Source organism: Dysgonomonas sp. GY75, from assembly GCF_015234155.1.
In the GTDB taxonomy this organism is placed as follows: domain Bacteria; phylum Bacteroidota; class Bacteroidia; order Bacteroidales; family Dysgonomonadaceae; genus Dysgonomonas; species Dysgonomonas gadei.
Genome location: NZ_JADCLQ010000048.1, coordinates 34,198 through 54,645 on the forward strand (window position 1 = coordinate 34,198; position 20,448 = coordinate 54,645).

The 20,448-nt window shown below is 40.3% G+C and carries 19 protein-coding genes and 1 tRNA gene; 7 read left to right on the forward strand and 13 right to left on the reverse strand.

The window, feature by feature from the left end:
- Window positions 1-35: 35 nt before the first annotated feature.
- From ribD to dut, 10 genes are all read right to left on the reverse strand, one after another.
- Window positions 36-1,103, reverse strand: a complete 1,068-nt coding sequence (gene ribD / locus IR083_RS17865; RefSeq protein WP_194225312.1) for a bifunctional diaminohydroxyphosphoribosylaminopyrimidine deaminase/5-amino-6-(5-phosphoribosylamino)uracil reductase RibD — start codon at window positions 1,101-1,103, stop codon at window positions 36-38.
- A gap of 75 nt (window positions 1,104-1,178) precedes the next feature.
- Complete coding sequence (locus IR083_RS17870; protein WP_006800920.1) at window positions 1,179-1,556, reverse strand: RidA family protein; 378 nt, start codon at window positions 1,554-1,556, stop codon at window positions 1,179-1,181.
- 25 nt (window positions 1,557-1,581) lie between these two features.
- Window positions 1,582-2,322 (reverse strand): 23S rRNA (guanosine(2251)-2'-O)-methyltransferase RlmB, encoded by a 741-nt coding sequence (rlmB, locus tag IR083_RS17875; RefSeq protein ID WP_006800919.1) that lies wholly within the window; start codon window positions 2,320-2,322, stop codon window positions 1,582-1,584.
- A 5-nt stretch (window positions 2,323-2,327) separates the two neighbouring features.
- Window positions 2,328-4,007, reverse strand: a complete 1,680-nt coding sequence (locus IR083_RS17880; protein WP_006800918.1) for an amino acid permease — start codon at window positions 4,005-4,007, stop codon at window positions 2,328-2,330.
- 366 nt (window positions 4,008-4,373) lie between these two features.
- Window positions 4,374-5,318: a hypothetical protein gene (locus tag IR083_RS17885; protein WP_006800917.1), complete on the reverse strand. Its 945-nt coding sequence runs from the start codon at window positions 5,316-5,318 to the stop codon at window positions 4,374-4,376.
- Entirely contained in the window at window positions 5,308-6,075 is a 768-nt protein-coding gene (locus IR083_RS17890) for a WxcM-like domain-containing protein (protein WP_006800916.1), read from the reverse strand. Before IR083_RS17890 ends, IR083_RS17885 begins: the two co-directional genes overlap by 11 nt.
- A 15-nt stretch (window positions 6,076-6,090) precedes the next feature.
- A complete protein-coding gene (locus IR083_RS17895) occupies window positions 6,091-7,374 on the reverse strand; it encodes a murein hydrolase activator EnvC family protein (protein WP_006800915.1) in 1,284 nt (427 codons plus the stop codon).
- Window positions 7,371-8,219, reverse strand: coding sequence for a DUF4292 domain-containing protein (locus IR083_RS17900; RefSeq protein WP_006800914.1), 849 nt, complete (start codon window positions 8,217-8,219; stop codon window positions 7,371-7,373). The genes IR083_RS17895 and IR083_RS17900 overlap by 4 nt, the downstream gene beginning before the upstream one ends.
- Window positions 8,219-9,973, reverse strand: a complete 1,755-nt coding sequence (locus tag IR083_RS17905) for a tetratricopeptide repeat protein (protein ID WP_006800913.1) — start codon at window positions 9,971-9,973, stop codon at window positions 8,219-8,221. Before IR083_RS17905 ends, IR083_RS17900 begins: the two co-directional genes overlap by 1 nt.
- Before the next feature lie 23 nt (window positions 9,974-9,996).
- Window positions 9,997-10,431 carry a dUTP diphosphatase gene (dut, locus tag IR083_RS17910; protein WP_006800912.1) on the reverse strand — a complete coding sequence of 145 codons (435 nt, stop codon included), beginning with the start codon at window positions 10,429-10,431 and terminating at the stop codon, window positions 9,997-9,999.
- Window positions 10,432-10,636: 205 nt separating this feature from the next.
- Between dut and IR083_RS17915 the strand changes: the two genes are divergently transcribed.
- From IR083_RS17915 to IR083_RS17920, 3 genes are all read left to right on the forward strand, one after another.
- A tRNA-Val gene (locus IR083_RS17915) sits at window positions 10,637-10,711 on the forward strand.
- A 168-nt stretch (window positions 10,712-10,879) separates the two neighbouring features.
- Entirely contained in the window at window positions 10,880-11,203 is a 324-nt protein-coding gene (locus tag IR083_RS24920) for an Arm DNA-binding domain-containing protein (protein WP_317174763.1), read from the forward strand.
- The gene (locus IR083_RS17920; RefSeq protein ID WP_317174764.1) at window positions 11,154-11,576 is read left to right on the forward strand and encodes a phage integrase SAM-like domain-containing protein; all 423 of its coding nucleotides are present in this window, start codon (window positions 11,154-11,156) and stop codon (window positions 11,574-11,576) included. The genes IR083_RS24920 and IR083_RS17920 overlap by 50 nt, the downstream gene beginning before the upstream one ends.
- 87 nt (window positions 11,577-11,663) lie before the next feature.
- Here the strand turns inward: IR083_RS17920 and IR083_RS17925 are convergent, their stop codons facing one another.
- The 3 genes from IR083_RS17925 to IR083_RS17935 form a co-directional block, all read right to left on the reverse strand.
- Window positions 11,664-12,584, reverse strand: a complete 921-nt coding sequence (locus IR083_RS17925) for an AraC family transcriptional regulator (protein ID WP_194225313.1) — start codon at window positions 12,582-12,584, stop codon at window positions 11,664-11,666.
- Window positions 12,585-12,823: 239 nt separating this feature from the next.
- Window positions 12,824-13,564 (reverse strand): N-acetylmannosamine-6-phosphate 2-epimerase, encoded by a 741-nt coding sequence (locus IR083_RS17930; protein WP_194225314.1) that lies wholly within the window; start codon window positions 13,562-13,564, stop codon window positions 12,824-12,826.
- A gap of 43 nt (window positions 13,565-13,607) precedes the next feature.
- Entirely contained in the window at window positions 13,608-14,576 is a 969-nt protein-coding gene (locus IR083_RS17935) for an ROK family protein (protein ID WP_194225315.1), read from the reverse strand.
- Between the two features lie 269 nt (window positions 14,577-14,845).
- Here IR083_RS17935 and IR083_RS17940 point away from each other — a divergent pair, with 269 nt between their 5' ends.
- The 4 genes from IR083_RS17940 to IR083_RS17955 all read left to right on the forward strand — a co-directional run bounded on the left by IR083_RS17940 (window position 14,846) and on the right by IR083_RS17955 (window position 20,438).
- On the forward strand, window positions 14,846-17,128 hold the full coding sequence (locus IR083_RS17940; protein ID WP_194225316.1) for a pyruvate formate lyase family protein: 2,283 nt from the start codon (window positions 14,846-14,848) through the stop codon (window positions 17,126-17,128).
- Between the two features lie 3 nt (window positions 17,129-17,131).
- Window positions 17,132-18,040: a glycyl-radical enzyme activating protein gene (locus tag IR083_RS17945; RefSeq protein ID WP_242052472.1), complete on the forward strand. Its 909-nt coding sequence runs from the start codon at window positions 17,132-17,134 to the stop codon at window positions 18,038-18,040.
- Window positions 18,041-18,399: 359 nt separating this feature from the next.
- Window positions 18,400-19,593: a Gfo/Idh/MocA family protein gene (locus IR083_RS17950; RefSeq protein ID WP_194225317.1), complete on the forward strand. Its 1,194-nt coding sequence runs from the start codon at window positions 18,400-18,402 to the stop codon at window positions 19,591-19,593.
- A 56-nt stretch (window positions 19,594-19,649) separates the two neighbouring features.
- Window positions 19,650-20,438, forward strand: coding sequence for a DUF1080 domain-containing protein (locus tag IR083_RS17955; RefSeq protein ID WP_194225318.1), 789 nt, complete (start codon window positions 19,650-19,652; stop codon window positions 20,436-20,438).
- Window positions 20,439-20,448: the final 10 nt, after the last annotated feature.

Below are 20,448 nucleotides of genomic sequence, written 5' to 3' on the forward strand. Positions count from 1 at the left end.
AAGAATTTCGGCTTACGCGTCAATAAATCTAATATTTATATAATTTTATAAGTATCTGTAGTGCTTAAATGCACATATTCAGACGTCCCCCAATGCCCTTTGTTTAAGACATATCCCCTGATGTCGGGCGCCTTTACTCCTTTGCCAAAACAGGCATTTGAAGTCTCGATATATGCCTCGTCCCACATTTGTATATCTATCAGGCTTTGCAAGAGTTCACGTCCGCCTTCGACAAGGACCGAGTCTATTTTGTGACTTTTCAATATGGAGAATATATTTTCAAAGAGGCTTTCGTTAAAGTCCGTCCGGATATAAATAACGCTGTCGGATTGTTTTTCGTATAAATCCTTCTCTGTAAATATGATTGTTTTTACTTTTCCATCAAATAATTGGTAACCGGAAGGTATTCTGCCCTGTCTGTCTATGATGATCCGCACAGGGTTTTTCCCGTACCAGAAACGTGTTGTCAGAGATGGATTGTCGTTTACTGCAGTATTAGTTCCTATCATAATACCTGCTGTCTCCGCTCTTTTCTTATGAACAAGCATCCGTGAAAATTCATTCGAAATAGGGGTCGGCTGTGGCTTTTCACCATCACATCGTTCTTTATCTATAAAGCCGTCCTGGGTCTGTGCCCATTTCAGGTATATGTAGGGGCGGTTTCGGGTTTGCGCGGTAAAAAACGCTCTATTGAGAGCCTGCGCTTCTTTCTCCAATACTCCTACAGAAACCTCTATTCCTCTATCTTGCAGCATTTTTATCCCTCGTCCCGATACGGCAGGGTAAGGGTCGAGGCATGCAACAACAACCTTAGGTATCTGATTGTCTATAATTAGTTGGGCACAGGGAGGTGTCTTTCCATGATGAGAGCATGGCTCAAGGGAGACATAAATTGTAGAATCTTTTAGCAAAGCCTTATCTTTAACGCTGTTTACCGCATTTACCTCAGCATGAGCCTTGCCATACTGACGATGATAACCTTCGCCAATAATTTTGCCCTGATGGACTATAACCGCGCCTACCATCGGATTGGGGCTTGTAAAGCCTCTCCCGTTCTGAGCCAATTGCAGGCAGCGGTACATATATTTCTCTTCAACAGTCATTTTTCTGAGTTTCTACAAAATGAGAAACGCAATAATCAAAAGTATATTTTATTTCAACTATCTTTTATTCCACGATCACCGCGCAGCAATTACTTCTATCTCTACCAAAGCACCTTTAGGCAGATCCTTTACAGCAAACGCCGAACGGGCAGGAAATGTTCCGGTAAACTGTGCGTTATACACCTCGTTCATCCCGGCAAAGTTTGCTATATCATTCAACAATACAGTTGTTTTTACTATATTATCTGTTGTAAGCCCTGCTTCGGCAAGTATAGCTTTGATATTCTCGAAGGACTGTGCTGTCTGCTCTTTAATGTCTTCGGATGGAAAATCCCCGGTAGCCGGATTGATCGGTAGCTGCCCCGAAATAAATATCAAACCATTCGTTTCTATCGCCTGGCTATATGGGCCTATTGCTGCAGGAGCCTTATCTGTGGCTATTACTTTTTTCATCACTTTATATTTTAAGATTTTGTTTTTATTTCAGTCCTTTCTGGCGGATAACTTCATAGATGAGTACTCCCGCAGCCACCGAGACATTCAGTGAGCCGATAGTGCCGAATTGAGGGATTTTTACCAGATTATCGGCTATGCGAAGATTTTCGTTCGCTACACCGACATCCTCAGCACCCATCACAAATGCTATAGGGCCTGTATAATCTATCTCGGTGTAGATATCTGCTCCTCTTTCGCTGGCTGCCACAACTTTTATTCCGCTGTTTCTCAGGAATTGAATTGCTGAAGTAAGATTTGGTTCTTTGCAAACCGGGATTTTGAGCAAGGCTCCTGCCGATGTTTTCACCGCATCCGCATTTACCGTCACACTCCCTTTTGCGGGAATAACAATCGCATTAACGCCTGCCACTTCGCAGGTGCGGGCAATGGCTCCGAAGTTACGGACATCGGTGATACCGTCCAGTACGAGAATGAAAGGATCTTTTCCGTTTTCGTAAAGGAAAGGAACGATATCTTCAATCTTTTCGTAAGTGATAGCCGAAAGGAATGCGATAACACCCTGATGGTTTTTGCGTGTAAATCTGTCTAGTCGTTCGTTCGGTACACGTTGTACGGCGACATCATGCGATTTCAGCAGGGCAAGAAGTTCTTTCGACAAGTCGCCTTGTAGTTCACGCCTGATTATTACTTTATCTATTTCTTTTCCGGCTTCGATCGCTTCTATTACAGCACGTATGCCGAAAATCATTTCCTTTTCCTTCATTCTTCTTATTCTTTTATATGTGTTGCTTCTGTTTTAACAGTGGCCAGTTTACTCTTATGATATCCGTATCCCAGATATATGACTAATCCTATTGCCAGCCAGATGATGAACATGACCCAGTTGGACCAGCCAAGCTCTGTCATCAGGTATAAGTTGGTAAGAATCCCCATTACAGGCAGTAGCGAAAACTTATACTTGAATGCCGCCACCGATAATCCCAGCCATACAGCCCAGAAAACGATCAACAGCGGTTTTTCGCTTATGACTGTCCCGAAATCGGTCTTACTGACGAACAAATATACTGCAACTATGAGTAATATGAAAATGATATACTGTCCATTTATATAAGGCACCTTGAATTTCGCCTTTTTACTGTCCCCTTTATGATCGAGGAACAACACTCCGGCGCATACAAGGATGAAAGCAAAGAATGTGCCCACACTGGTAAGGTCTACAACAAACTGCATATCCAGAAATAGGGACGGCACACAAACAACTATTCCTGTAATAATAGTAGAGAAAGCAGGAGTCTTGTATTTCGGATGAATTTTTCCAAACTTAGGCCAAAGGAGCCCGTCTCGGCTCATATTCATCCATATGCGCGGTTGCCCTATCTGAAAGACAAGGATAGCGCTTGTGATCGCAATAATTGCAGTAGCGGAAATTACACCTGCAACAAAGTCCATATTCACTACCTGAAATACATATGCCAGAGGATCGTCCACCCCTAACTCTTTGTAGTTGACCATTCCGGTCAGTACCAGTGCTATTGTTACATAAAGTATGGTGCAGATACCCAGGCAGTAGAGCATGGCACGTGGCATATCTCGTTGCGGATTTTTACTTTCTTCGGCAGTGGTAGATATAGAATCGAATCCGATAAAGGCAAAGAATACAGCAGCTACTCCTCCCAGTACTCCTTGCAGACCGTTAGGTGCGAATGGCGACCAGTTTTCAGGCTTTACGAAGAAAACCCCTACTCCAATGACTAATAGTATGATGCCGATTTTGAGGTACACCAACAGGTTATTCACAAACCTGGATTCCTTAATGCCTATGAAAACAAGGAATGTGAGGGCTGTAACTACTAATCCGGCAGGTAAATTTATTAGTATTTTTGTGCCGAAAAGCTCGGGCGCATTCTGGTATGTCTGCGCTGCTTTGATGGTGTGATATGGTAAATCTGTTACACCTTGCGATACTATATTATATGCTTTATAGGCTGTGGAATACCCGATGCCAAGCCAGTCGGGCCACATGATGCCAAAACCTTCGAGCAGGGTAGTGAAATATTCCGACCAGGAAATGGCAATTACCATATTAGATACGGCATATTCCAGTATCAACGCCCACCCGATCACCCATGCGAATATTTCTCCCAATGATACATATGTGTAGGTATAGGCACTGCCGCTGACCGAGATCATGGACGCAAATTGTGCGTAACACAAGGCTGTAAACACACAGGCGATAGCTACAAATACAAAGAGAAGCGATACCGCCGGCCCTCCATGAAATGCCGCCCGCCCGATAGTACTGAAAATACCTGCGCCAACAATGGCGGCTATACCGAAAAGAGTAAGGTCCCTTACGCCCAATACTCTTTTCATTCCTGACCCGATAGAGTCTCCATCTCCGGATATACTATCGATACTTTTCTTTCTAAAAAAAGAATTTAAACTCATTCTGTTTATGTGATAATTCTAAAGAGAGTTTTCTATTCATTATAAAAGTTGACAAACTTGACACTTTTTACATAATTTCTTATTATTACTATTTTTCTGAAAACTCTGTATTACTCTTTTTTGTGTGTTTAAAAATCTCTCCCAAAACGCAAAGACACAAAAAGGTAACAAAGGTAACACATGATTCAGTTAACAGTCAACAATTAGAGTTTTACTTATTAACTCAATACTTACTACTTTAAAAAGTAACAAAGATTACACTTTTACTTTACTTTTCTAATCAATCTTTAAATCCTTAAACATTGAATCTTAAATGTAAATACAAAATATCAAAGAGCCGGCTATCGGCTAAAAACGATAGCTACACTATATAGATAAATCAATCGTATAAATATTATATACAGTTCCCCGTGTCCCAAATCCTTCCTTTTGGTGTATCAGATTTTCGTTCAGGTGCCAGCCTCCGTTTTCTGTCGATGTGCCATAATCGAAGTATGTTTTGTGAGCGAATGCTGTATTTATTATATGGTCGATAACCAAATCTATGGCTCCGAGTCTTTTACCTTCCTCTGTTGCTGCTACATACTGGACGTGTGCTACTCTTTCTGTCTCGAAGACAAGGCAGCCGCCTATTATGCTGCTACTATCTGTATTCCCGATAGTGAACAGATGTATGTTACGCGGAAATTTACTTTTCAGATAATTTATTTCAGCTAAAGAATGAACAGGCTCTGTTTCGTATTTATCTTTCAGATTCCGGGAAAGTATTTGCCAGAAACCGGAATAATCTGTAGTTTTTTTTACGGCCAAATTGTTCTTTTGGGCTTTTTTTACACCCCGTTTACGCAAGTCCGAAAATTTTGTTCTGTCCGCAAGTAATAGGGTAGAAGATATATTACACGATGTGAGTGTCGCCTTATATCTGAACAACGCGTATAAATCCTCTTCGGCAGGACGAATATGATAGATATGCGGAACAGCCTTATATATAATCTTCCTGATTCCCTGATGGCGGAATGTCGTTGTAAGATACTCGAATATGGAAAGTACATTTGCAGCAGTAGTCTTATCACCCATAATAAGACCTCCGTAGGTAAGTCCTTTGTGCGAATAAAATATCCTATCCTCCATATGTCCTGGCATTAAAGCCACCAAAACATCGTTCAGATAAAACATCAGGGAGTAATCTCTAAAACGGTCGGCATGGTATTCAATAAAGTCGCGATAGAAAAGAAATGTACCATTTTTAGAGGTGCGTACAAATTTATCCCATGCGTCCTTATATTCCGAACTATAAAGCTTAATTTTCATGCTGCCGGTATTTTTTAAATTCCGAATAGGTATGTATATAATTTTCCGCGTCATATACATCAGAGGCCAGAACAAGACAAACAACTCCGGACGAATATTCTGTTTCCGTTGCCCATATACCGGGTGGTATATACAGGCCATAGTCTGGCCGGTCGAGCACTACGTTTTTTTTAGTTGTCCCGTCATCCAGTTCTACCCGAAAACTTCCGTTTGTAGCAACCAGTACTTCGTGACAATACTTATGGGTATGCATACCCCTTGTCTGCCCCGGCGGAATATTGTATATATAAAATATGCGGTTTATACTGAACGAAATATTTTCGGCGCGATTTTGTGCTAGTGGGAGCTTAACGAGTGTACAATCTTCTACAGAGAACGTCTTTAACTGATTTTTCTCTGTTTCACCGGATAATCCGGCAGGAGAAGACGCCGATGAAATAACCAGATATACCGAGTCAGGTGAAAAGCCTTCAAACCTGCAACTCACTAGGGCTGGAATATAAAGGCCCTGAGATGGATTGTTTAGGATGTAACTTCGTTCATCGTTTCCATTATCAAGCAAGATGGTAAACTTTCCCGAGAAAGCCACTATTATCTTATCCTGGACTTTGTGTATATCGCTGTCACTGTGCTGACTGCCATATTTCCAACAGATAGATGCAATAGGAAAAGGAATATGATCTCCGGCTTGGATGAAAGAGAGACTTCCCCTCTGATCCGTGACTCCCGGTAATTCTATAAATTGTTCTCTTTTCATAGCAGTCCGGTTACGTTATCTCAACCAAGGTTCAGGATTGAGCTTGTTGGTCCCCTGCCACAACTGGAAATGCAGCTGAGAAAAGCCTGTATCCGCATCTGTATATACTTTGCCGAGCGACTGGCCTGTTTTTACCTTGTCACCTTGCTTTACATATATACTTTGTATATTTCCGTAGAATGTATAATAGTTTCCGTGACGCACAATAATACAGGTGTTGTATCCCGGTATGGCCGCGACATAAGTCACTTCGCCATTGAAGACGGATTTGGCCTCGGCTCCCGATTGCGACTGAATATCTATCCCGCTGCTCGATGTGGTAACGAAACGGCTGTGCTGATGAGAACCGAATCGTGTGGTTATGGTATAATTGCCTGTTATCGGATAAGGGAGTCTTCCCCTGTTCGAAGCGAAGTTGTTTGACAAAGCTATGTTTTCGGGTGTTGCTACGACTTTAGCTGCATCCTCTTTAGGCGGTGTCACAGTGGTTGTGGTAGATCCGCTTTTCTTCGAGGTTCTTTTTGCAGCTTCAGCGCGGGCTTTTTCAGCGGCTATACGTTTTGCTTCCCGCTCCTGACGGGCAACCTCTTCGGCTATCAATTTAGCTATCTGCCTGTCGAGGGCCTCTGCCTGCTGGCGTTTTTGAGTCAGTATTTTTTGCAGGTCTTTTTGCTTTTTCTGTGCTTCACTGACTTCTGTCTGGTAGTTTGTTTCTTCCTTCTTTAAGTTTTCCTGCTCCGTATTGCGCTGTCCTAATAAGGCTGTTTTTTCCTGTTTCGTTTTTATTAGCGCTTCTTTTCGCTCTTTTAATTTTGCACTTTTATCTTTAATTTCTGTGGCCTGTTCTTTTCTCCATTCCGAGTAGTCGCGCAGGTAACGGAGCCTCCGGTACGATTCTGTCAAAGATTTTCCGGAAAGAACAAAAAGCATTTTATTCTCGCTTTGGCGGTTTTGAAGCATTCCATCAATAGCTTTCGAGTAGTTTTTCTGCTTGTCTTTAAGCTCGGCTTCAAGTATCGTTATTTCGGATTCGATCCGTTTTTCTTCTGCATTTATACCTGTTATTTCCTGCCCCAGAAGGTCTAATACTTTTTGCCGTGAGAATATCTGGTTGGATATAAGCTGTATTCTGTCCAGTAAGGTAGTAGTGCTTCTTTTAGTCTCTTTCAGCAGTTTGTCGGTGTTCGATATTTCACGCAGGGCGTTCTTCCTTTGCTGCTCGAGTTCTTTTATTTTCGAATTTTGAGCGAAAGAACAAATGCTGATAAGGAGAATAAAGAGAAAAGCTGCTACTCTCATTTCTTTTTGATATATGTGCCTATAAGATCAGAGAAATCCACTTTGGTATATTTAGGCGATATGGAATTATCTATACTGAAACTCTTGTCTATTTCCAATTTGTCATATGTGATATTAATGTCGACACGCCTTTTTGCAACATCGACCTTAGCCTGCATGTTAGTCGGATATACCAGATTGTTGTCTTTGATGAAATCATTGTAAGACCATTGCAGGGTTATCTTTTTCTTTTCATTGTAGATCAATGTTGAAGCCACATGGTTGGTGGCATCTACAGCAAAGTTGTATAACAAATCGCCTTTTCCTTTTGTCTTCAGCATGTATACATCGTTTGCCGACGATATATCATACTTCTGAAAGTCTTTTTCAGTTACCTCCCGATTGCCCGGAATAAATAATTTGTTGGTGAATAAAGCCTGTAAATTATAAAAGTTGAAGTCGAAACCGGCTATAGCTTTCGAATCTTTGAAACGTTCTGCAATATATTGTTTTTTCATCCTGTCTACCATAAAGATACTATCAGGAGTGATGGTCAATCTCATGGCTTCTCCACCGAGTATAGGAATCCGGATCGACACCTGTAATATACTGTCCTTTACCATTTTGAATACGGCAGGTACTTTTTGGGAAGAATTACCGGCTTTGAATTCGACATTCCCTTTGGTGGTTAGCGTTTTGAACTTAACTTCCGAGAATAATGCGTCTTCAATTATACGGTTATGCGACTTTTCTTCCAGAGTTCCACCTGTGGTAATTATTTTTTTCGATTTACAACTGCTTCCTGCAAATAATGCGGATATGATGAACAGTAGTACAGCTATTTTATTTAATCCGTTTAGTCTCATTATTCAGCAATAAAAGTTTTTGTTTCTATTTTCTTCTCAAGGGTTTTAGACTTGCTATCCCCTTTTTCCTTTGCTTTTTCCCAATATTCCAAGGCTTTATCGGGTTCATTCGTTTTGTATAATACATCGCCATAGTGTTCCAGAACTTCGGCGCTAACCTCTTCCTTCTTTTCCTGGCTGTACTTTATGGCATTCTCGATATAAATTTTAGCGATGGTATAAGCTCCCTGCTCAAATAATACCCAGCCGTATGTATCCAGATATGTTGGGTTCGAAGGTTCGGCTTTTACAGTGATACTACTCATTCGTTCCGCTTTGTCGAGATCTTTTTTTACTAAAGACAAATAATAACTATAATTGTTCAGCACACCCAGGTTATTCGGATCGTAGGAAAGAGCCTTATCGTAGATAACAAATGCACTGTCGCGTTTTTCCATCTGATAATAAAGGTCTCCTATCTGTCCGTAGAAATCAGCCAAAAGCTTTGTATTGTTCTCATCTACATATACTACTCCTTTTTGCAGAGCCGCGAGCGCGTCCTTATAATTCTCTTTCATATATTGGGAGACTCCTAAATAGAAATAGAACTGTGGCTGGTCGGTGATATAGGTGAGTGCTTGTTCGCATACCTTTATGGATAAATCGATGCTGTCAGGGAAAGTGGTATATAGCATCTGTTCCCATCCAACAGGGTTGGTCGGGTTGGCTTCTGCAAACAGCTGATATTGAAAACGGGATTCCTCCTTTTTATTTTGCATCATCAAAAGATTGCCGTACATCAGGTTGAGTTTCGGTTCTTGCGGATGCTGTATCATCAGTGTATCGAACAAGGCGTTAGCTGCCTGCGTATCTTTTTGCGTCCTTTGCAGCGTACCTACATACTGCGCTAGGATTGACAGTTTAGTATCGATGTCCATTTTAGGACTAACAAGAGCTATATGTAATTCGTTTTCTGCAGCATCCTTGTTGCCCATCTGCTGGTAGTATTCGGCCATAGACGAAATGAGGTAGGGGTCGTCAGGGTCGATTGATTTGGCACGGCTGTATACCATGTACGCTTCCTGCGTTTTCCCTGCCTGTAAATATAAATCTCCGAGAAGTATTTGATACTTGATTTCGTGAGGATATTTGTCTATATACTTCTGTATTTCAGCAAAAGCTTGTTTTTCCTGCTTCATCATTGTATATAGCTGATATTTCTGGAGGCTTATTTTTTCGTTCATTCCTACTATCTGCTCCAGTTTGTCCAGTGTCGATATGGCGTTTTTCAAATTGCCGTCCATACGGTACGACTCAGATAGGTAGATATATAAATCCGTATTGTCGGGGTCTTTGGCTACTAATTTTTCGAATTGTTCTATGGCATCGCTATATTGCTTAAACTCGAGACACATGCTTCCATATGCCATATTGTAGTAATAGTTGTCGCTATCATATACTGTGGCCCTACGATAATAATCGATAGCTTTATTCTTACTTTCAATAGAATTATAGTAATTGCCGAGTTCATACAATACATTGGCATTTGTAGAATCGATAGCCATACAGTATTTGAGATAGTCAAAAACCGCATCGTATTGATTGGTCGCTTTGGCATTCATTGCCTCATAAAAGAAATAGTCGAATTTACGACTGTTGTCGACAGAAAGTTTCTCTGCAATCGGGCTGGGTATTTGACTGTTTTGAGCAAAAGAGGTAAGATTGCCTGCGATGACAAGTAAGATTAAATAAAAAACACGTACTTTTTTATGCATATCAAAAATGACGTTTCTGAATATTACTGTTTTCCTGTATGGCCAAAGCCTCCGGCTCCGCGCTCCGTTTCGTTAATTGCCTCCACCTCTTCCCAGAGTACTTGCTCATGCGAAGCTATAACCATTTGGCAAATGCGCTCACCATCGTTTATAACAAACTCATCATTTGATAAGTTGACAAGGATGACACAAATCTCGCCACGGTAGTCTGCATCGATAGTGCCAGGGGAATTTAATACCGTGAGTCCGTGCTTGAAAGCCAGCCCGCTGCGGGGACGTATCTGAGCTTCGTATCCTTGCGGTAATTCCAAATACAGGCCGGTTGGAATAAGAGTGCGTTCCAACGGCTTCAATGTTACAGGTTCCGTAATGTTTGCTCTCAAATCTACTCCGGCAGAATAAGGTGTTGCATATTCGGGTAGCGGATGGTGTGATTTATTTATAATTTTTACGTTCATCGTTTTAAAGTCATATATTTATAGTTGCTGCGAAATTAGTTAAATCTTTGCAATCTACTTAGCTAATTGATAAAAATTAAGATTTTAAAATGCTTGAAGTCATTTCGTTTCAAAATATTTTTCAAAAAAAGATTTCAAATGTTTTGTAATATTGAAAAAAGCTATATCTTTGCATCGCATTTGGGAGAAAATGCATCCCCAATAGGGGCGTTTAGCTCAGCTGGTTCAGAGCATCTGCCTTACAAGCAGAGGGTCGGCGGTTCGAATCCGTCAACGCCCACTTGAGAATCAAAGATTTACGAGAAATCGTGAGTCTTTTTTCTTTTTATACTCTCCGATTTTTCCATGGTTTTTAAAGTCAGACTTAAACCGAAAAACCATTATAAATGCTACTATTAATGCGGTTTGTTACAAGTCAAAGGCATTAAAAAACGGAGAATATCCAACTATGCTACGTATCTGCAAGCAAGGAAAGATGAAATATCTTAGTCTTGGCATATCTTTAGATCCCAAATATTGGGACTTTAAAAAGAATGCACCGAAATTCAATTGTCCCAATATCTATTATATTGAGAAAATTATTCTTGATAAGCAAATGGAATATCAAAAGCAGATATTGGAACTTCGGGCAGAAGACAAAGAATTTACAGCATCTACCCTTATCGAATCTACAAAGAGAATCTATAAGACTAAAACGATTCAAGATTTTTTTTGCAGAATTAATCGAAGAATACAAGTCTGCAAACAGGTTAGGAAATGCAAAGGTCTATAAAGACACTTTAGCTACCCTTAACTCCTTTAGAAATAATAATCTGGATATTCTATTCTTGGATATAGATACCTCATGGCTTATACAATTTGAAAAATGGTTTTTAGATAGAGGCTATACAGAAACCAGTGCTAGTTTGCGGTTTAGAACATTGCATAGTGTATTTAATAAAGCTATTGAAAGAAAGATTGTCAGAAAAGATATTTATCCGTTCGACACATTCAAAATATCAAAATTCAGCACAAAGACTAAGAAGAGAGCAATTTCTAAAAATGAAATCAAAATTATCCTACATTTAGATTTATCCAAAGAATCTAAACTGATACAATTAAGCAGAGATATTTTTACTTCCCATTCTTTGAACAAATGCGGTTAGCAGCAAAATTGTAATTCCGATGACAGAGGGTAGTCTGCAAACAGCTTTTTCGGATCAGCTTTTAAAGCCTGTTTAAATTAATGAATATTACTTGATTGGCAACAATTTTGTATTCCACTCATAATCCGATTGCCGATAGGCCTTAGGAGACTGTCCTACTGTCTTTTTAAAAATACGGCTAAAATAATAGGGATCATCAAATGCCAACTTTAAGGCTATCTGACTAATTTTCATGTTAGTACTTTTTAGCAGCTGGCAAGCTCTTTGGATCTTCAACTGATTGAAATATTCCACCGGGGCATATTGAATTTCCTTAAAAAAAAGACGATAAAAATAAGATTCTGAATAACCAAAATACGTTGCCAGATCTTTTAATGTCAATTTATTTTCTATATTTTCATACATATAGTGGGTTGCCAAACTGATAAAAAAAGTTTTCTCGGCTTTGGTATTTGAATATTTAGCCAGCCTGTAAATCGGAACATATAGAAAAGTGCTGATCAAATGATTAAAACCCAGATTGATATAAACTATAGTGCTTTCTGTAATCTCACTTTCCATCACATTTAAAAGTTCATCAAAATAGCTGATGCGGTCATTTATCCTGGAATTACCTTCTATACCAATAGGCAAAACACCTTGTAATTTTTCACAGATAGTTTCAGATTTCTTCCCTTTAAAATGTACCCAGTAGATAAACCATGGATTATCCTTACTTGAACCATATTGATGAGGTGTCTCGGCAGGAAGTACAAAAAAATGATTTTCCGGCACTATATGTTTTTCCCCATTTAATATGAACCAGCCTTCACCTTTGGTACAATAAATAAGTATATACTCTCCACACCCGGACTCTCTGGATATAAAATGATTCCCAGCTTTTGGAAAATAACCCATAGAATGTACAACCAGATCAGACGTTAAGGGATTATTTAAAGCGTCTTCCACCACAAAAAAAGGATATACAACAAGTCTTTGCCCTGTGAAGCCATGCTTTATTTTGATCATAGATTATTTATTAAAGCGACACTATAAAAATAAAAATAAAATTTATCCATATAACTCTTTATTCATATTTTTTTTTAGGGCTGTACTGAAAGTCCGAACTATTCAATTCGGAAGAACCAATTATTTTCACAGGAAAACATTCTGTTATATAGTTTGTATTCAAAGTTTATATAAAAAGATCGGCTTACACATGCTTCGTCCCCTGCGACTATCAGTTCAACCCCCGGTCGCAGTAATAGTTAATGCTTACTGGTTTCAGCTTCTCTCCAATTGTCCTGATAACCACTCAGCAGATCCACAAAGCGCTTGGTTATAAGATGAGGGCGAGTAATGGCGCTTCCCACGACCACAGAATGAGCACCGAGAAACAGCACCTTCATCGCGTCTTCGGGTGTATAAATATGACCTTCCATAATTATATAAGCTTTATCTTTAAAATCACGGCACATACGGGCAAATTCTCTCAGATCGGGATATTCTATATGTTTGGTGTCGGCTGTATAGCCATACAGGGTCGGCCCTATAATATCTGCTCCCATTTCTAAAGCCCTTAGAGCTTCATTGTAATTAGCTACGTCGGCAAATATTATAGCCTCCGGGATCTCTTTCTTTACTATCGGCAGCAACTCATAGGCGCGCCGGCCTTCGTGTGTTATTTGTTCGGTACAGTCCAATGCAATTATTTCTGCCCCCGCCTCCCATACTTGCTTTGCGGCTTCCAGAGTCGGAGTAATAAATACGTCTGTATCATCGTGCCATATCTTATAAAGTCCGATTACAGGCAGAGCGACTTCTTTCTTGATAGCCCTGATCTGATCCGGCGAATTAGCCCTGATCCCTACTGCGCCACCCCATTGGGCAGCTTTTGCCATTTTTACAACAAAATCGATAGAAAAGGTCGGATCATCATGCTGAACCTGACACGACACGATTAATCCACCTTTAAAAGATTCGATAAGTTCTCTTTTTCTTGCATCCATAATACTATATTTATCTAAGGTCTCAGACCTTTCTTTTACTTAATCACATGATTCTCTCCAGAAATGCAGCACCGATGATGCCCGCATCATTTCCTAACGAAGCGCATACTACAGGCGGAACCCCGATCTCATCCCCAGCGTGAGTATATATCCTTAGCTTTTCGTTTACCGGCTTTAAGATCAAATCTCCGGCGTGGGCAATACCCCCTCCAAGCATAATCACTTCGGGACGAAAAATAACAACAAGACTCGAAATACCCGCCGCCAGATAACTCGTATAATCATCCAATAACCTTACAGCAAGAGGATCTCCGTCAATAGCGGCTCTACATATGACTTCTCCGTTTATGTTGTTCTCATTGTTCTTTGCCAGGCTAAGAATCAGGCTTGACGGCTCTTCCTTTACAGCCTCATTTGCTGCTTTTATAAGGGCTGTTGCAGAACAATATGCTTCTAAACAACCTTTCTGGCCACAAGTGCACAGCGCCCCATTATATATAAGCTTGGTATGTCCTAATTCTGCACCCATATTATCTGCGCCCGCATATATTTTATTATCGATGATTATTCCCCCACCTACACCTGTGCCAAGCGTCAGCATCAAAGCAGTACTGTATTTACTGGCAGAACCGGCTAAGATCTCACCATAAGTAGCTCCGTTAGCATCATTTGCTATATAGATAGGAAGCGGTATATGTTTCTTTAAATAGTCGTAAATCGGTATATTCTTCCATCCGAAGCAATTAGCGTGCACAAGTAAATTTGTTTTAGGATTGATATTGCTCGGCATACAGATTCCCCATGAAGATATGTCATCGAGGCTCAAACCTGCTTTTTGTACAGCTATTTTACTAACATCGGCCATATTATAAACAAGTTCATCTACTGTGCTTCCTATTTTCGCGGATATTCTTTCTTTAGCGATAATATTATAGTTTTCATCAACAACGCCTGCGACAAAGCTCGTTCCGCCGACATCCAGTCCTAAATAATACTTTTGGGAAATTTTCATTTGGTTAACTATTATAGAGTTTGATTTAACACAATACAAAAGTAGATATTGCGGTATTGAATAAAAATGTAATATAATTGATAAAAAGAATGGAGTATTATTGCATACGTTTCCAACTTCCGGTCGAACTGCCGTTTTGTGATATTTGCATGCAAATATAATCCATCTTTTTGAGCGATTCTCTGCATTGTTCACAACTTGCATCTTTACTATTTTTGCTTAAAATTCAAATTAACAACCGGTTATACATTTATTGATCACAGGATATTATGGCAAAATTTGATGTGGAGACAGTACAAAATGTAGAAATCAGCAAAAAACTGGCTAGTGAGAAGTCGTTGCCCGGACAGTTGGAAATTATGGAACGATATACAGCTGTTCACAAAGAGAAATCTGACTTCTCAAAAGAAATACGGGAAGTGGAATGCCTGAAGGTGCTATATCCCGCCCTGTTTCGAAAAATAGCCGACACAGATCTGATTGCCGGCAGATTCGATGTGCTTCCCATTGGTTTCGGAGCGGTGACATCTTTGGGGGGAGTCGGGCATTTTTGTGTATTCCGTAAATTGCGCGATTTTCAAAAAAAGCTTGAGGAAAAAGATAAATTCCGTATAGACACCTTATATAATTATTGGCTGGATCACGACCTGAAAACTCAGTATAATCGGGAAGTGATTACAGAAGATACCGTCGGCATGTTTATAGACTGTGAATATCCAATGATTGCTACAGCCCGTTTGTCAGGGATGATGCTCGACTATCCGAAATTGCTGGATAACGGGATCGGCGGACTTCGCAGGATATTGACGGAGCATCTGAAAAAACAGCCTGATAATGACTTTTATAAAGCAGGACTTCAATGCCTCGATATTTTTGTGGACTGTGCGACAGCTCTTCAGCAAGATGCCCTTCAACAGATGACCTCGACAGGTAATAAGCAAAGATACAATGAGCTGAAACGGATGCACACAGCACTTGAAAACATCAAAGAAAACAGTCCTCAGACATTTCACGAAGCCATGCAACTCTTTTGGCTGTATGCCATGCTGGCCGGAGTTATCAACTATGGACGACTGGACGATTACCTTGGCCCGTATCTGGTAGCAGACCTCGAGGCCGGACGCCTGACTATGGATGAGGCATACAACTATATCTATTCGCTTTGGACAATGATCGAAAACCGTCGGACGACAGTGAACGGACGTGTTATTGTGGGAGGAAAGGGACGTAAGCATCCGGAAGAAGCCGATGTATTCCTGCATCTGGCAATGAAAGTCGCTAAAAATTCGAAGTATGTAGAACCTCAATTTACACTGCGTGTAGATAATGATACACCGGAAGAAATATGGAATGAAGCGCTCGATGCTTTAGGAGCCGGCGCGACATATCCTACTTTGTATAATGATGAAGTTAATGTTCCTGCTGTTGCTTATGGAATGAGAGTAGATGAAAAAACCGCGGAACAATACGTTCCTTTCGGCTGCACTGAATTTGTAATACAAGGACAGAGCACAGGAACACCCAACATCTGTATCAACCTACTTAAAATTCTGACTATCTTTATGAATGACGGGATCGACCCTATGGACGGTAAAAGAAAAACAGGTTCGATGAAGGTCAAAAAACTGGAGGAATACAACACATTTGAGGACTTCTATAATGATTTTAAAAAGTTCCTCGATTATTATCTGGATTTATCAGTTCAGGCACAGTACCATTCTTATGAAGTAATGAACAGGCACGTTAGTTTTTTGTTTGCCAGCCTGCTTACCGACGATTGTATCGAAAGGGGAAAGGCATTACTGGATGGTGGCGTCCGTTATCTCGGAGGGACAAACGAAACTTACGGAAATATCAATACCTCCGATTCGCTGTGGGCTATAAAAGATCTGGTATTCGACCGCAAGAAATATACCTTACGCCAACTGAACGACGCGATGCTTACCAATTTTGCAGGATACGAACAAATACGAAAAGATTGTTTGGACTGCGATAAATATGGTAACGATCTTGATACTACCGACACTATAGCAAACGACCTGTACGAATTTGTAGCTAAAGGAGTACGCGACAGGGGAATTGCAATCGGCATGCAGTATTTTCTTATTGTAATAAGCAATAACCAATTAAATACAGAATGGGGAAACAGAACAGGGGCGTCTCCCGACGGGAGGCTGGCCGGTATGTATATGAACCCTGCAAATAACCCACAGGGGGGAGCAAATAAAAGCGGACCGACAGCCATGCTGAATTCGTTAGCTAAATTTGATGCCAGGTATCACGGAGGATCTGTTCAGAATATCAAATTCTCTCCATCCATGTTCAATGAACACAGAGACCTGATAAAAGTATTGTTCAAGACCTACTTCGCCAAAGGAGGATGCCATCTGATGGTAACGGTCGTAGACAAGGGTATATTGGAGGATGCGGTTAAACACCCGGAAAAATATCCCGATCTGATTGTACGGGTAAGTGGTTTCTCTGCCATTTTTGTCGATTTATCGCCTAATATTCAAGAAGAATTGATGAGTCGTGTTTTATACGATAAGTAAAAGATGGAAAAGAGAATATCTATAATGGAGATTGAGCGCTTTGCCATTCACGACGGTCCGGGAATCCGTACAGTCGTTTTTCTTCAGGGATGTCCGTTACGTTGTTCATGGTGCTCGAATCCCGAATCACAAATAATCGGGTCTCATCTGTTGCATATAAAAAATAAGTGTGCAGGTTGCGGTACATGTGCAAAAACATGCGTTCATGGCAATATTAGGATGGAAGGACGCTACCCCGTATTCGACAGGAAAAAATGTGTCGCGGACAAAGCTTGTGCCGAAGCCTGTGCCTATAATGCCATAAAGTTTGCCGGTGAATTTGTCTCTGCATCCGGAATTATGCAAGTGGTATTGCGTGACCGGGATTATTATGAAACTTCGGGGGGCGGTGTTACATTTTCGGGAGGAGAACCTTTTGTCCAGTTCGATGGATTAATGGAATTGCTGATTATGAGTAAAAAAGAAAATCTGCATACAACCATAGAGACCTGTGGACAAGTTGATATGGAAAAGATAAAAAAGGCTCTTCCACTGACCGACCTGTTTTTGTTCGACATTAAGCACACAGACAGCTATATGCTGAAAAAAGAAACGAAGGCTGATTTGGATACAATACTGACTAATATGCGTTTTATAGCCCGGCAAGATCCGGATAGAATTATTATCAGGATTCCAATTATTCCGGGATATAACTTTGACGAAAAAACTATCGGGAAGATATTTGATCTGGCAAAAGAAAATAATATAAAACAAGTGAGTTTATTACCTTACCACACATTAGGAAAGGACAAATACAAACAATTGGGAATTAAATATGCATATTCTTCCGGGCATATGCTATCAAAAGAAGATTTGCTACCGCTTAAAGAAATGGGAGAAAAGACCGGCTTAATGATACGGATAGGAGGATAAATTTTATTTATATCCGGGGAAATTACAAAAAAAGTCTATCTGTCCGAAGGACAATGGCATGATCTTTTTATAATAGACAATCTAACAGGTGGTAAAAAGAAAATAAGAGAAAAGAGAAATTGATACAGAATAATCTTAGCCTCAATCTAAAAGACCGTAAAAAGCAAAAATAATCCATTCTTTTGGCAGAATTAATCTATCTAATTTGTTGTCGATATTGACTATTTTTGTTTCAGAATACCATGGAAAATCAATTCTGCCTTACACGCAGAGCATTTTGTCTTTTAATTTAAATTATCTGTTGTTTTTATTTTTCCACATTTGCTCTGATTTAACTATAATTGAAAATAATATAAAGAATGAACCGTAAGCAATTTATATCACGTTTAAGTTCTATTGGAGTTGCAGCAGTTGCAGCACCTATCATAGGTACATCTTCCCTTGAAGCTGCTACCTCGTTTACAGACACCCCTCCACTTTCTGCCGACAAGAGAATACGTGTTGGTGTCATCGGATGTGGAAGTGTATCGGGAATGTATCTGCCACATTTAACAAAATGCCCTTATGCTGAAGTTGTAAGTGTCTGTGATATTATACCACAGAGGGCGCAAGAAGCTGCTAAAAAATATAATGTCAGGAATTGGTATCCCCACATTGACAAGATGTTGGCAGGAGTGTCTTTTGATTTATTGGTCAACCTTACCGATATGCAGGAACATGGACGCTTGAACCGTATAGCTCTAATGAAAAACATCAATGTATGGAGTGAAAAGCCGATGGCAAATACTTATGAAGAAGGGTGTGAATTGTATAAACTTGCTAAAGCTCAGGGAGTACGTATATGGGGGGCGCCGGCTGTTGTCAACAGTCCCCAGTTTGCCTTTATGGCAAAACAAATTAATGAAAACAAACTGGGGCGTATAGCTGCGGCGCATGCGCATTATGGCCATCAGGGGCCTAACTGGTCTGCATTCTTCTTTGAAGAAGGTGGAGGTAGTTTGCCGGATCTGGGTGTATATAATATATCCACGCTAACAGGATTGTTTGGTCCGGCCAGGTCTATCGTAGCAATGACCAATGTGGTAGACCCTACCCGTAATACAGGGAATAAAGGTCATATTCAGGTTGTGGCGGAAGATAATGCCATGATTATTATGGAGCATCAAAATAACGTACTTACTCATATCCAGTGTGGTTTTAACTATTTCGATCCGTACGGGCATGAGGGTACGGGGCAGGAACGCCCTACTATATCAGTAGTCGGTTCTACAGGTAATATGCACATGATTGGTTACGACTGGAAACCATTTGCCATAGATATGGCAACGGTAGCCAATGAAAATACACAACGTTTTGCTACAGACCGAGGCACTTTCCTTTGGGAAGAGGGCGCCTCTGTTATCTGCGAATCGATGGCGACAGGAAAAGACCTGTTAATAAATGCAGAACATGCATTACATGTCCTGGAAATTATAGAAGCTGCGCGGCTGTCGCAGAAAGAAGGGCGCAGGATTTCACTGAAGTCATCTTTCAAATGGCCGGTTGTAATATAAAGGGTAGTGTTTGAACGCTATTCATAATGAACTAAATAACTAAGAATAGAATAATTATGAAGAATGTTTTTTATTTTTCACTTCTTATTGCCGCATCATTATATGCATGCAGTGGCAAAAAAGCAGAACAGCAAACCGCTGATCCTGACAAACCAGTGACTGACCCGATTACATTATACAATGAAATAGATCGGACATCAGCACCTAATACTATTACGGAGACTGAAAAAACGAAAGGGTGGCAACTTTTATTTGATGGAACTACCGCGAAAGGATGGCACGGTTATAACCAGGAAGGGGTTCCTGACTGCTGGGCTATAGAAGATGGAACGCTGACAATGAAGAGTGTAGGTGCTCAGGAAGAACAGGATCTTATTACCGATAAGCAATACAAGAGTTTTGTCTTATCTTTGGAATACAAACTGACAAAGAGTGCTAATAGCGGTGTATTGTTTCATGTCAAAGAAGATCCGAAATATAAATTTGCATACGAAACCGGTCCGGAATTTCAGGTGATAGACCATGAAAACTGGCGGGATAAACTGGAAGATTCGCAAATTAATGGGTCTAACTATTCCATGTATCCACCTAAGTCAAAGCCATATAAAGCATTGGGTAAGTGGAATCAGTTGATGCTGGTGGTGAATGGTAATGATGTAACTCAGATACTTAACGGAACAGAGACTGTACAATACACTAAATATTCGGACGAATGGACTAAATTACGCAATAGCGGCAAATGGACTTCATTTCCGGATTACGGTAAATTTGACGAAGGGCATATCTCCTTGCAAAACCACGGGACAAAGGTGTGGTACAGAAATATCATGATTAAAGAACTCTAAAAAAGATATC

Coding starts and splice junctions, on each gene's coding strand:
- IR083_RS17870 (WP_006800920.1), bottom strand. CDS start 1,556: ATGAAAAAAGTAATAGCCACAGATAAGGCTCCTGCAGCAATAGGCCCA.
- IR083_RS17895 (WP_006800915.1), bottom strand. CDS start 7,374: ATGAGAGTAGCAGCTTTTCTCTTTATTCTCCTTATCAGCATTTGTTCT.
- IR083_RS17955 (WP_194225318.1), top strand. CDS start 19,650: ATGAAGAATGTTTTTTATTTTTCACTTCTTATTGCCGCATCATTATAT.
- IR083_RS17890 (WP_006800916.1), bottom strand. CDS start 6,075: ATGAAAAGAGAACAATTTATAGAATTACCGGGAGTCACGGATCAGAGG.
- IR083_RS17880 (WP_006800918.1), bottom strand. CDS start 4,007: ATGAGTTTAAATTCTTTTTTTAGAAAGAAAAGTATCGATAGTATATCC.
- IR083_RS17930 (WP_194225314.1), bottom strand. CDS start 13,564: ATGGATGCAAGAAAAAGAGAACTTATCGAATCTTTTAAAGGTGGATTA.
- rlmB (WP_006800919.1), bottom strand. CDS start 2,322: ATGAAGGAAAAGGAAATGATTTTCGGCATACGTGCTGTAATAGAAGCG.
- IR083_RS17925 (WP_194225313.1), bottom strand. CDS start 12,584: ATGATCAAAATAAAGCATGGCTTCACAGGGCAAAGACTTGTTGTATAT.
- dut (WP_006800912.1), bottom strand. CDS start 10,431: ATGAACGTAAAAATTATAAATAAATCACACCATCCGCTACCCGAATAT.
- IR083_RS24920 (WP_317174763.1), top strand. CDS start 10,880: ATGCTACGTATCTGCAAGCAAGGAAAGATGAAATATCTTAGTCTTGGC.
- IR083_RS17900 (WP_006800914.1), bottom strand. CDS start 8,219: ATGAGACTAAACGGATTAAATAAAATAGCTGTACTACTGTTCATCATA.
- IR083_RS17950 (WP_194225317.1), top strand. CDS start 18,400: ATGAACCGTAAGCAATTTATATCACGTTTAAGTTCTATTGGAGTTGCA.
- IR083_RS17905 (WP_006800913.1), bottom strand. CDS start 9,973: ATGCATAAAAAAGTACGTGTTTTTTATTTAATCTTACTTGTCATCGCA.
- ribD (WP_194225312.1), bottom strand. CDS start 1,103: ATGACTGTTGAAGAGAAATATATGTACCGCTGCCTGCAATTGGCTCAG.
- IR083_RS17885 (WP_006800917.1), bottom strand. CDS start 5,318: ATGAAAATTAAGCTTTATAGTTCGGAATATAAGGACGCATGGGATAAA.
- IR083_RS17940 (WP_194225316.1), top strand. CDS start 14,846: ATGGCAAAATTTGATGTGGAGACAGTACAAAATGTAGAAATCAGCAAA.
- IR083_RS17935 (WP_194225315.1), bottom strand. CDS start 14,576: ATGAAAATTTCCCAAAAGTATTATTTAGGACTGGATGTCGGCGGAACG.
- IR083_RS17945 (WP_242052472.1), top strand. CDS start 17,132: ATGGAAAAGAGAATATCTATAATGGAGATTGAGCGCTTTGCCATTCAC.